Below are 11,990 nucleotides of genomic sequence, written 5' to 3' on the forward strand. Positions count from 1 at the left end.
AGCTTTTTCCGCCAGAAGGCTGGGCAGCAGCGCTGCTGGATGTTAGCTTTTCACTGACGGCTTTAATCCGTTTGCTGCGGTTCCAACAGAAACCCAAGAATCTCCTTGTAGCGTATCCGGGTATCTTCGAACTGCTGGTAAAAGCGGAACAGCTCTTTGAGCGGAGCTGAGAAATCCTTATGCGCCGCCAGTACCGCGATCAGAGCGCCCAGAGTGATGCGTTCCTCAAGCACAAAGTACCCGCCTAGCGAATAGAAGAGGAACGGCGTCAGCGCGGTCAGGAAATTGTTCAACGCCTTGGCAAAGAACTTCACCCGGTGGATCCGCCTGCGGATCGCCTCCAACTGCCGCAACGAGGCCATTGTAAGCAGCACATCTCTGGGGCGGTCCTGCGCCGGGTTCAGCTGTTCCGTTAGACTGCGGGTAAGTCTCCGCATCTCCTGAATACGTTCCCGGCTCAGCCGGTTCACAATCCGCTGCAGATAGGGCAGCAGAAACAGTTGCAGCGGCAGAATAGTCAGCGCTGCAGCACCCAGGATCGGATCCTGAATGAACATGAACAGCAGGATTGTAAGCAACGTTCCGCCCTGGGTTGCCGGAAGCGCAACCAGATCCGCTGCAAAGCCGCCAATCGGCTCTGCTTCCTGCCCTAAAATTTGCGGAAGCTCGCTTTTTCGCGGGTGGCCGACTTGTTTACGCCAACGACGATAGATGAGCAGCCGGAGAAGTCTGAGACAGCGTTCGGCGAGCCGCCCTTTCAGCACGTTTAGCAGGTACTTCCCGACACCGTTCAGCGTGATTGCCAACAGAAAAACACCGCATAGAACTGCCAGATGCTGTGTAGCAGTCAGGTCATATCCCAACAGGCTCAGCGGCGCGTGCGATTTGCTCAATACGTTATTCACGATCTGCTTGGGCAGTTCCAACGATAGATACAGCACAGGCAACAAAGACAGGCTCAGAAGCAGCAGGAAAAACTGCTGCCGCCGCGTGGTCCGGACAATGTGGGTAATTAGGTTCCGGTCGAGACCGGCGATGGACGCGGTCGTTGGTGTCACTAGGCCAGCGGAGGAACGCGCAAGCCGCAGATGGAGCGCCCGGCCGAGCAGCGTAGCCGCGGAGATTGCCAGCAGAGCCGGGGCCAGCAGTAATACCAGATGCATCGCGGGATGCACCCATTCCGGAGAGGTTTCATCGTAGCTGAAACCCAGCCAATTCGCGGTCTCATGGGCGAAAGAATGGTAGTGCGGGAACCTGTGCTCGGGTGGCATTGAAATAAGTCTGTTGAGATAGAGGGAAATGCGGCAGCCCCATTGGAACTGCCGCGCTGCGGTGCTGCCGCCTGAGGGGCGAGGCAGCGGCACTCAGCAGATCATTGAACCGCAACCTGGCCGTACATGCCGGATTCATAGTGGCCCGGGATCAGGCAAGCGAATTCGAATGTGCCGCCATTGCTGAAGTTCCAGATGACTTCGCCGCGCTTGCCAGGCTCCAAAGTGACCGCGTTCGGCGTGTTGTGCTGCTCCATACCGCCGGCCATGGCCTCCTTGTGCAGGGCGTTGCGTTCGGACGTGTCCAGGACGAATTCGTGGTCCAGCTCTCCCTTGTTCACCACCATGAAGCGAATGGTTTCGCCCTGCTTGAACTCCATGGCAGAAGGAGTGAAGATCATTTCTCCGTCTTCGGTTTCCTTCATAATCACTTTCACTGTGCGGCTAACCTTGCTGCGGTTTCCGGGCATGCCGGCCGCCATCTGTTCGCCGTGGCTGCCATGGGCGCTATGGCCTTCGCCGTGGCCCGAAACACCGGCCAGAACAGGTGCGCCGGTCAGAGCGGCCAGCGCCGCGGAAAGGAAAAGCTTCTTCATTGGTATCTCCTTGATTTAGAGAGGGGAAATTGCCCTTCCGCCGAGGGATCCATGGCAGGAAGGGGATGCAGCAGGCCGGGCTGTCCCGGCCTGACGCGACGGTTCAGAACATCAGCCGGGTTCCGAAGACGACTGAGAGCACGCCGTTCTCTTCACCGCTGGCGCGCAGCAGATCCGCTGTGCCGCCAAAGGCTTCCTCATAGTTGACGCCGATGTAGGGAGAGACCGCCCGGTCGATCAGATCATAGCTGAGCCGCAGCCCAGCCTCGACCGAGGCACCTCCAGCTGCCTGATCGTAGGCCGGATCATCCTGCAGCGGCACCGTCAGTTCCAGGTTCGGGGTCAGGACCAGGCGGTTGGTCAGCATGGCCTCGTACTCGCCCTCGAAACGGAAGAACGAGTGGTCCGACAGGTACAGATCGGCGTCGATCTCGAACCATTGCGGCGCCAGCCCTTTTAAGCCCAGCACCGCGTTATAGCGGTCCGGCAGGCCGTCCGGCGTGCTGGCCTGCACCCCGGCCACCGCATCAAAGAAGGTAGACACCGGGAACTGAAGCCGCAGTTGGTTTTCCAGAGCTTCAAACTCGCCCGATCCCTGAACCCTTTCCCCTTCGCTGCGCCAGACAAGTTTCAGCTCATCGGTGCCGATCAGGGCGTCGAAATCCCAGACAAAGGCATCTTCACCGTCACTTTGCCGATACTCCAGCTGCTCAACCTGAAAGCCGTAGATCAGCTGCTCTGCTCCGGCAGGGGTGGACCAAAGTGCCACTGCGCCGGCCGCGGCAAACGCCGCGTTGCGTGTCTTGCTCATGTTTGAGTCTCTTTCTGATCTTGCCGGGTCAAGCCGGGCCGCCTTCGACGATCACTTTGCGGAACATGCCCGCGTCGGCGTGGTAGGAGAGGTGGCAGTGGAAGGCCCACTGGCCAGTCGCATCGACTTCGGTTTCGGTGTAGACGGTGGTGCCCGGCGCAATGCTGACGGTGTGCTTGATGGGATCCCTGCGGCCTTTGCCGGTATCCAGGATCGTCCACATGCCATGCAGGTGCATCGGGTGAGCCATCATGGTTTCATTGACGAATTTGAACCGGACTCGTTCGCCGTACTTCAGCCTCAGCGGCTCGGCCTCGGACAGCTTCTTACCGTTGATCGACCAGATGTAGCGCTCCATGTTGCCAGTGAGGCGCAGCTCGATCTCGCGTGTCGCGGGACGGTCCCTATAGAGCGGTCGGCGGGCGCTGAGATCATCATAGGACAGAAATTTTCCGCCGTTTGCCGCGCTGGGAGTCAGCCCGCTGCCCGCAGCGTAAAAGCCCTCCTGTTCGCCAGTCATTGCCATCTGATGCCCGTTGTGGTTCATCCCGGCTATTGCGCCGCCTTCGGATGCCTTGGGCCCGGCCATATTGTGCTGGCTATGGTCCATACCAGCCATCGGCTCAGCTTTGGCAGGCGCAGCCATGTTGTGCTGGCTGTGATCCATTTTCGTCATTGACGAACTGCCAGAGGCGGCCGGCATCTGGTGCTGGCTGTGATCCATGCCCGGCATCATCATGACACTGTCCGACATGCCGGTGTCGCTGCGCATCACATGGCCTTCCATGCCCATGTCACCCATCATGCCGGCCATGTCGGCCATTGTCAGCCGCGGCTTGGGGCGCATTGCGGGGACCGGCCCGGCCAGCCCCTCGCGCGGCGCCAGGGTGCCGCGCACCATCGCGGTGCGGCCCATGGATTCCGCGACAATGCTGTAGGGCCGGTTTTCCCTGGGCTGGACGATCACGTCATAGGTCTCCGCCACGGCGATGCGCAGCTCATCCACGGTGACCGGTTTCACGTCATTGCCATCGGCCTGCACGACGGTCATCTTCAGCCCTGGAATCCGCACGTCGAAATAGGCCATTGCGGAAGAGTTGATCAGCCGCAGCCGGACTTTCTCGCCTGGCTTGAAGAGGCCAGTCCAGTTCTGCGCGGTGCTCTGACCATTGATCATCGGAGCAAAGCCCTGAACATCCTCGATGTCAGTCGGCATCATTCGCATCCGGCCCCACATCTTGCGGTCTTCCAGCGCGGCCTTCAGCCCCATGCTGCCGGAATCCTGGATCAGATCCTGCAGCGCGCGCTGCGAGCGGTTGTAGTAGTCCGCCGACATCTTGAGGTTCCGCATGATCCGCTTGCCCCGGTGCGGGTGGGTGTCCGTTAGCTGCACCACATAGTCGCGGTTCGCCCGTGCTATCTCGCCGCCTTTCGGCTCGATTACGATGGCACCATAGGCCCCGTCCGGCTCTTGGAATCCGGAATGGCTGTGGAACCAGTAAGTACCGGCCTGCACAATCGGGAATTTGTAGGTGAAAGTTTTACCCGGCTTGATGCCTTCAAAGCTGATCTTCGGCACCCCGTCCTGGTCAAACGGCAGGATAAGGCCGTGCCAGTGAATGGAGGTGTCCTCGCGCAGATTGTTGGTCACATTGAGCGTGACCTCCTCGCCTTCCTTGAAGCGCAGGATGGTCGGGGTCTGGCTGCTGTTGTAGCCGACACCGGACTTGCGGAAATCCCCGGCGTTGATGCGGATCTTGTCCACGGTGATGTCATAGGTCCCGGCCTGGACCGCGGCGGCCGCGGACAGGGCAAGGACGGCGCCGGCAATGGCCGTGCGCCAAGGTGCGATGGGTGGCATCGTCAATCCTTTGGTCAGTTGAGATGTTGGTCAGGTCATCCCCTGCAAGCATCCGCAAACGCAGCTTTTGTGCGCCGGGATCAGACGATGCAGCGTTCACTCATAGAGCGGTGCAATTGCACGCTGCTTCAGTCCTCAAGCTAAAAGGAATGGCAAGCAGAGGGTTCAGGTGCTTGGGGTCACGCTTTGGGAGGCGGAAGGTGCGCTTCGGGCGCCACGGAAGCCAGGCCGAAATCATTCAGGACGACCGCCAGCTTTCCTGCTTTTTCGGTGATGGTAACTTGCTGCCAGGGCTGCAGAGCAACCGGCACTTCACAGGCCGCAGCCTTGTGGCATAGGCCGGTTCTGTAATGACTGTGCCCGTCTGCCGTTTCATGCTGGGCAACAGGAGCAGCCTCAACCTGACTTTCTACTTCTGCAGTCAAGGGCGCGAAAAGCGCGGACAGCACCAGCAACAACGCCAGCGTCAACGATGTCCACAATTTTCCCGCTTTTGAGCGCATCAAATCAGCTCCGTTTGCTTTCGCTCTATCTAGCTAGCCAGTGCGCGTTTCCAACTCAAGGATACGTTTTGATACATTTGCGAACCGGGTGCGCCTTTGTCAGCTCGTCCCAAAACCGTTCAGTACACTTGCGGCCTTTCTGAGCAGTGAGCGATCATCAGTGCTTCTAAGAAATGAAAGGCTGAGGAGAGCCCAAATGATGCGCAGGGAAGCTGTTGCACAGGCTTGGTAGACAACGCCATTGCTCCAGTATCACCAGCTCAGGAGCAGAGAACCTGGTGGCCTTTATTTCGCACTGGAAGGGGTTGCGCTAAAGAAAATTTTGATTATGTGCCACGCTATGGCAGTTACTGGGTTCAGGAGTGACTTTGGTCGGTTGATACGCACTGTTGCGTCAACCGTTTTTGTTGCTGTGGTTTTCCTGAACACATTTGCGGCAATTTCCGCTCATGCATCGCCTCCCGCAAATGCCGTCGCCGCTGTTTCTGACGTACAGCACGAGACATGCACTTTGCACAAATCGGCAAAAAGACCGCCGCACAGGCATCATCAAAAGGGCACCTGCAAAATCCCTGATGAAGAACGGCATGCCACTTGTTCGGTGGCCGTTTGCTGTTTTCACGAATTCAACGCAGCACCAATTCTGTCTGTTGAGCGCCGCCTGGTATCTGTTCAACTCGTGATAGCGAGCTCGGCTGGAGTAATTTCCAGGTCAGAACTCCCGCATGATCGTCCTCCCCGTTCAATCTGATTGAATCCGTTTGGCGCTCAACCGAGTACGCCATCTCTTTCTGATCAGACAAGGTTTGCATGCCGCAAGCCAAAACGAGGTTTTCCATGCGTGGACGCTATTTTGCTCTCGGTATTCTTGCGCTTGCTGCAGGGGTTGCGGGAGGCATCTCTCTCGAAAGACTTTTCCTCAACCCGTCATCAATGACTGGGGCAAACGAGGCCGAGATCTTGTATTGGGTTGCACCGATGGATCCGAACTTCCGGCAACCAGGGCCGGGTAAATCCCCATGGGCATGGATCTTGTCCCTGTATATGCAGGCCAAGAGCCTTCCGGGGATCCTGCAGAAGTGCAGCTATCTGCGGCAGAGATTAACGCCATTGGCGTCCGTACCGCGATTTCACGCATGTCCGAGGTTTCCGGCAAGATCGAAACCGTTGGCTTTGTTGGCTATGACGAGCACCGGACAAGCCATGTTCACACTCGTGTGGACGGTTGGATCGAAAAGCTGAATGTGCGCGCTGTCGGAGATCCCGTTCAAAAGGGCGATGTCTTGTTTGAGATGTTCTCTCCTCAGATCGGCTCGTCAGCCGGTGACCTGGTTCGCGCCATTGAGGCGGGAAAGTCGCAGATCATTGATGCCGCCCGTAACAAACTGCGCAGTCACGGCATGTCTGACAGGCAAATCGAGCGTATTGAAACCAGCGGCATTCCCGAGCGCAACATTGAAGTCGAAGCTCCGCAGGACGGCGTTCTGATTTCACTTGAGGCTGCGGACGGAATGTTTCTGCAGCCCGGTACACGTGCTGCATCGCTGACAGAACTTTCAACCGTTTGGCTAATTGTCGATGTTTTTGAGCGCGACATTGCTAAGCTGACTGACAATATGCTTGCCGAAGCGCGGTTTGAACATTTGCCAAGCCGGGTTTTCAAGGGGGCCGTTGACTACATCTATCCCGAACTCGACGCTGTGACCCGAACGCTTCCCGTTCGCTTGCAATTTGACAATTCCGACATGCTGCTACGCCCGAACATGTTCGGTACTGTCAGTCTGATCCCATCTGAAAACCGAATGGCTCTGACTGTTCCAACCGAGGCTATCATTCGTACCGGGACTGCAGAACGGGTGATACTGAAAACCGGCGATGGCACTTTCAAACCTCGCCTCATTACTGCGGGTCTGCGCGATAATTTCGGTGACGGCGGGCGTACGGAAGTTGCACAGGGATTGGAGCCAGGAGAAGAGGTTGTAGCCTCAGCTCAATTCCTGATCGACAGCGAAAGCGCACTGAACGCCGGACTTATGCGCATGGCGCCGACAGATGAAGCTCCTGCACGCGGATCGGGGGAGTTGATTGCGCTGGATTTCGAGTCCCGTACGGCAAAGATCCGGCACGGTGCTCTAGACAGCCTCGACTGGCCGGAAATGACGTCTAGTTTCCCGATCCGGGCTGATGTTTCTCTTTCGCGTTTGGTTGAAGGTCAACAGGTGTCGTTTCGGCTGTCTCGTGGAGCAGATGGCCTGGTCGGACTCATTGAGCTTGGTCCAGACGACGGTGTGGCCGCCACAGGCACAGGCATTGTGAATGGCGTCACAACGGACGGAAAGCTGTCGCTCTCACATGAACCTATTCCTGAACTCGGCTGGCCTGCAATGCATATGGATATGCCAGTCGCCGGCCTAGACACCGCCGAAGTCCCCATGGATGTGCCGGTTGAGTTCGATCTCTCAAAAAGTGATGACGGGATGTTCACCGTTATCGCGGTCCGGGCTGCAGGTTCCCAAACCGTCGCAGACACATCCCCACAGACGAATGAACCAAATGCCTCCAAGGCTGCTTCAGACATTTTCGTTTCTGGAACCATTGATCAGTTCGACGCAGAAACCCGCATGGCCACGATAACCCACGGCCCTATCATGGAAATTGGCATGCCAGGCATGACCATGAACTTCGAAGTGGGTGAAGAGCTGGAAATTACCAGCCTTCCGGTAGGCAATGAAGTGGCTCTGACATTTGCGCGTCCAGACGGCATGACCATGGTGCTCACCGGGGTAGAAATTGCCTCACCACCAATGGAGGTGTTGGGCAAGATCAATAGCGTCGACTCCGAAACGCGGACGGCGAACATCACGCACGGCCCGGTGACGCAGATTGGCATGCCGGGTATGACCATGGACTTCTCGATTGATCCAACCCTCGACTTAGCTGGATTGCCGGATGGAAAAGAAGTGACTCTGCTTTTCACCCAGAACGCAGACTTCTCAATGACCCTGGCAGGCACAAAGCCAGTTGAGGTGACGCAATGATCGCTGCAGTTATCCGGGCGTCTGTTGCAAATCGCTTCGTCGTTCTTGCACTTGCGGTCATGATGGGCGTGATTGGTGTCTGGGCGATCCGCGAAACCCCCGTAGATGCTATTCCCGACTTGTCGGATGTTCAGGTCATTGTCCGCACGCCTTATGCCGGGCAAGCTCCGCAGGTTGTCGAAGATCAAGTCACTTACCCAATAGCCACGGCCATGCTCGCTGTGCCCGGGGCCAGTGACGTGAGGGGTTTTTCCTTTTTCGGCGACAGTTACGTTTACGTCGTTTTCGAAGATGGCACTGACCTTTACTGGGCGCGCACCCGTGTGCTCGAGTATCTGGGACAGATAACCGCAAACCTTCCCGAAGGGGTTTCCCCGCAGCTCGGGCCGGATGCAACCGGTGTCGGCTGGATCTACCAGTATACGCTTATTGACCGGACTGGGGGGCACGACCTGGCCCAGCTGCGGACACTCCAGGACTGGTTTCTGAAGTATGAGCTGCAAACCGTCGACGGTGTGTCCGAGGTCGCAACCATAGGCGGGATGGTCAAGCAGTATCAAGTCGTTGTGGACCCGAACAAACTGCGCGCCTTTGACGTCACCCTGCCGCAAATCCGCAGTGCCATTCAAAACGCCAACCGCGAGACCGGCGGTTCCGTGATCGAAATGGGCGAGGCGGAATTCATGATCCGCTCTACTGGCTATGTTGATGAACTGGCGGACCTGGCCAAAGCACCGCTTATGGTCAACGAACGCGGTGCAGCACTGACAGTTGGCGACGTGGCAGACATCCGCCTTGGGCCGGAAATGCGGCGCGGCGTCGGGGAGTTCAATGGCGAAGGCGATGCCGTTGGCGGTGTCGTCATCCTGCGCTGGGGCGGGAACGCCCTGGCCACGATCAAGGCTATAGAGGCGCGTATCGAAGAGTTGCGGACAAACCTGCCTGAAGGCGTTGAGCTTGTCACAACCTACAACCGCGCGGGTGTTATCGAGCGTGCAATCGAGAATCTCGAAACAAAGCTGACCGAAGAATTTATCGTTGTCGTTTTGGTCTGTGCAGCCTTCCTGCTGCACATCCGCTCGTCCCTGGTGATCCTTCTGTCACTGCCTCTCGGCATCTTTGCAGCCTTCATCATCATGAAGCTGCAGGGGGTGAATGCCAACATCATGAGTTTGGGCGGGATTGCCATCGCCATCGGCGCGATGGTGGACGCGGCCATCGTCATGATCGAAGCCATGCACCGAAGGCTAGAGAAGGAAAAGCTGACCAATCAGAATCGCTGGCGCCTCGTCACCGAATGCGCAACCGAAGTGGGGCCGGCACTTTTCTTTTCCCTGGCAATCATCACCGTGAGCTTTTTGCCGGTCTTTGTTCTGGAAAGCCAGGAAGGGCGGCTTTTCAAGCCGCTGGCCTTCACAAAGACCTACGCAATGGCAGCGGCGGCGATCCTTTCCATCACGCTGGTGCCAGTTCTGATGGGATACTTTGTGCGCGGCCGGATTCTTTCGGAGCACAAGAACCCTCTGAACCGTATCGTGATCTGGATCTACCGGCCCTTTCTGGATGCTGCTGTCGCGTGGCCCTGGGCCACGACGTTGCTCGCCGGTGTGCTTGTCGCGTCAATGTGGTGGCCGCTGCAGCGTATCGGGACCGAGTTCATGCCAGAGCTGAACGAGGGCGATTTCCTCTACATGCCAACACTGTACCCCGGTGTCTCCATCGGCAAGGCACGCGAAGTGCTGCAGCAATCCGACCGGCTGATTGCGACGGTCCCTGAGGTCGCAACAGTGCATGGCAAGCTTGGACGCGCCGATACCGCCACGGATCCCGCCCCGCTCACAATGATCGAAACGACAATTCAGCTGAAACCTGAATCCGAATGGCGCGAGGGCATGACGATGGAAGGCATACGCGACGAGCTTGACCGCGCTGTACAAATTCCTGGTGTGACCAATGTCTGGATCCAGCCGATTAAGAATCGCATCGACATGCTTGCAACAGGGATCAAGACACCCGTCGGTGTCAAAATTTCAGGTGCTGATTTGAGCGTCATCGAGCAGATTGGTGTCGAAATCGAACGCGTGGTTGCAGGTATCGACGGCACTGCATCAGCCTATGCAGAGCGGCCTGTTGGAGGGCGGTTTGTGGAGATCGACGTCAACCGCGATGCTGCTGCGCGCTATATGATGAGCGTACGTGAAGTGCAGGATGTCGTTCAGACCGCCATCGGCGGGATGCAGGTGTCGGAATCCGTCGAAGGTCTGGAGCGGTTTCCTATAAACCTTCGCTACCCCCAGGAATGGCGGAACAGCCCCGAACGCCTGCGTGACCTCCCGGTGGTCACACCGTCGGGGGCGCATATCCCTTTAGGCAACCTGGCAGAGATCAACGTGGTGGATGGGCCCGGTATGATCCGGTCTGAAAACGCACGCCGCACAGGTTTTGTATTCATCGATATCGCGGGCCGGGATCTAGGAGGTTACGTAACCGAAGCGCGCCAACTGGTCACCGAAGAGGTTGAATTGCCGCCTGGATACTCGATCACATGGTCGGGTCAGTACGAATACATTGAGCGTATGCAGGAGCGGCTGAAGCTGGTAGCGCCGGCAACGCTTCTTATCATCACTCTGATGCTCTTTCTGGCGTTCAATCGAGTAATTGAGGTTGGGATCATCCTTGCCGCCTTGCCGGTAGCCCTCGCAGGAGGTGTCTGGTTCCTGTGGTACTTGAGCTTTGACATCTCTGTCGCGGTTCTGGTGGGATTCATTGCGCTTGCCGGTGTCGCGGTTGAAACCGCGATTGTTATGCTGCTGTATCTCAATCTAGCCTGGGAAAAGCGGAAAAACCTCGCGGTTGAGGTGCCGCGCAAATTGACAACCGATGATGTCGAAGAGGTGGTATTTGAAGGCGCACTTCTACGTGTTCGCCCCAAGGTTATGACGGTGGCGACAATCTTCGCTGGCTTAATTCCGATCATGTATGGCCAAGGCACCGGTTCGGAAATCATGCAGCGTATTGCAGCCCCGATGGTAGGCGGGATGGCGACTGCCACGCTTCTAACCCTTTTCGTCATTCCTTCAATCTTTGTGATCTGGAAGCGGTTGGCTCTTACACGGGTCAACCGAACCCTGCTGCAGGAACCCGGCCGGGAGGCATCACCAATACCGGCAGAATAGCCTGAAATGTAAAACCACCCTAAGAGGACAATCCAATGAAAAGACTTGCTGTAACCCTAGTTGCCTCTCTTTTGGCCGCACCAATCGCTTCCGCTCAGACGAACCATAGCATAATGGACCATTCCAACATGGGGATGAGCGATGCTCAAATGGAAGGTGCTGTTCATACAAAGGCGACCATCAATTCGATTGACGAAAACTCTGCAAACGTCAGCCACGAACCGATCCCCGAAATCGGTTGGCCTGCAATGACTATGGATCTCACTCTGGCCCAAATGTTCAATTGATGGATGAAATATCAGAGGGTGCTTCGGTAACTCTGATGCTGGTCAAGAACGACAACGGAATGTACGAGATCGGCGCTATGATGCCTGAATAGGCAGATAGGTGAGTGGCAGATCACATTGTCTCTGCCACTCACGAAGACTGCAAATGCAAGGCGGCAACTTTTCCCCTTCTCTCTACAAACCGACGCATTTGCCGTGATTATCTAGCCAACGAAGCAATTCTAGCGAACATGGTATTGAGAGCTCTCCGCGCTCAGAAGACTGGTTTCTACTTAAAGCTGGTAACGTAGAGCGCGCTGTAGAAAGTCCGCTTCCCGCCCGTCGGGCCTGAAACAGCCGTTCTTTGTCACGCTTATCGCACTTGCGGCGAGTGATCGGAAAGCCCCGTCAGCCGCCTTTCCTAGACAGGCCTTGCAATGGCCGCTTAGCGCCGTTCGCGCCGTGCTG

8 protein-coding genes are annotated in these 11,990 nt (G+C 57.1%); 3 read left to right on the plus strand and 5 right to left on the minus strand.

The genetic code is table 11. The features are described from left to right. Positions 1-62: 62 nt before the first annotated feature. The 5 genes from ETW23_RS07880 to ETW23_RS07900 all read right to left on the minus strand — a co-directional run bounded on the left by ETW23_RS07880 (position 63) and on the right by ETW23_RS07900 (position 5,042). Positions 63-1,271 carry an ABC transporter transmembrane domain-containing protein gene (locus ETW23_RS07880; protein WP_254695172.1) on the minus strand — a complete coding sequence of 403 codons (1,209 nt, stop codon included), beginning with the start codon at positions 1,269-1,271 and terminating at the stop codon, positions 63-65. 101 nt (positions 1,272-1,372) lie between these two features. Further along, entirely contained in the window at positions 1,373-1,867 is a 495-nt protein-coding gene (locus ETW23_RS07885) for a plastocyanin/azurin family copper-binding protein (RefSeq protein WP_134829668.1), read from the minus strand. A 103-nt stretch (positions 1,868-1,970) separates the two neighbouring features. Beyond that, positions 1,971-2,678 carry a copper resistance protein B gene (locus ETW23_RS07890; protein ID WP_134829669.1) on the minus strand — a complete coding sequence of 236 codons (708 nt, stop codon included), beginning with the start codon at positions 2,676-2,678 and terminating at the stop codon, positions 1,971-1,973. Between the two features lie 28 nt (positions 2,679-2,706). Then, positions 2,707-4,539 (minus strand): copper resistance system multicopper oxidase, encoded by a 1,833-nt coding sequence (locus ETW23_RS07895; RefSeq protein ID WP_134829670.1) that lies wholly within the window; start codon positions 4,537-4,539, stop codon positions 2,707-2,709. 179 nt (positions 4,540-4,718) lie between these two features. Continuing rightward, positions 4,719-5,042 carry a hypothetical protein gene (locus ETW23_RS07900; protein WP_134829671.1) on the minus strand — a complete coding sequence of 108 codons (324 nt, stop codon included), beginning with the start codon at positions 5,040-5,042 and terminating at the stop codon, positions 4,719-4,721. Positions 5,043-6,061: 1,019 nt separating this feature from the next. Here ETW23_RS07900 and ETW23_RS07905 point away from each other — a divergent pair. Genes ETW23_RS07905 through ETW23_RS07915 form a run of 3 tightly spaced genes read left to right on the plus strand, consistent with a single transcriptional unit; the run spans position 6,062 to position 11,543 of the window. Further along, entirely contained in the window at positions 6,062-8,080 is a 2,019-nt protein-coding gene (locus tag ETW23_RS07905) for an efflux RND transporter periplasmic adaptor subunit (RefSeq protein WP_134829672.1), read from the plus strand. Next, positions 8,077-11,256 (plus strand): efflux RND transporter permease subunit, encoded by a 3,180-nt coding sequence (locus ETW23_RS07910; RefSeq protein WP_134829673.1) that lies wholly within the window; start codon positions 8,077-8,079, stop codon positions 11,254-11,256. The genes ETW23_RS07905 and ETW23_RS07910 overlap by 4 nt, the downstream gene beginning before the upstream one ends. A 35-nt stretch (positions 11,257-11,291) precedes the next feature. Continuing rightward, positions 11,292-11,543: a copper-binding protein gene (locus tag ETW23_RS07915; protein ID WP_254695173.1), complete on the plus strand. Its 252-nt coding sequence runs from the start codon at positions 11,292-11,294 to the stop codon at positions 11,541-11,543. Positions 11,544-11,990: the final 447 nt, after the last annotated feature.

It is taken from the genome of Leisingera sp. NJS201 (assembly GCF_004535885.1).
Lineage (GTDB): Bacteria > Pseudomonadota > Alphaproteobacteria > Rhodobacterales > Rhodobacteraceae > Leisingera.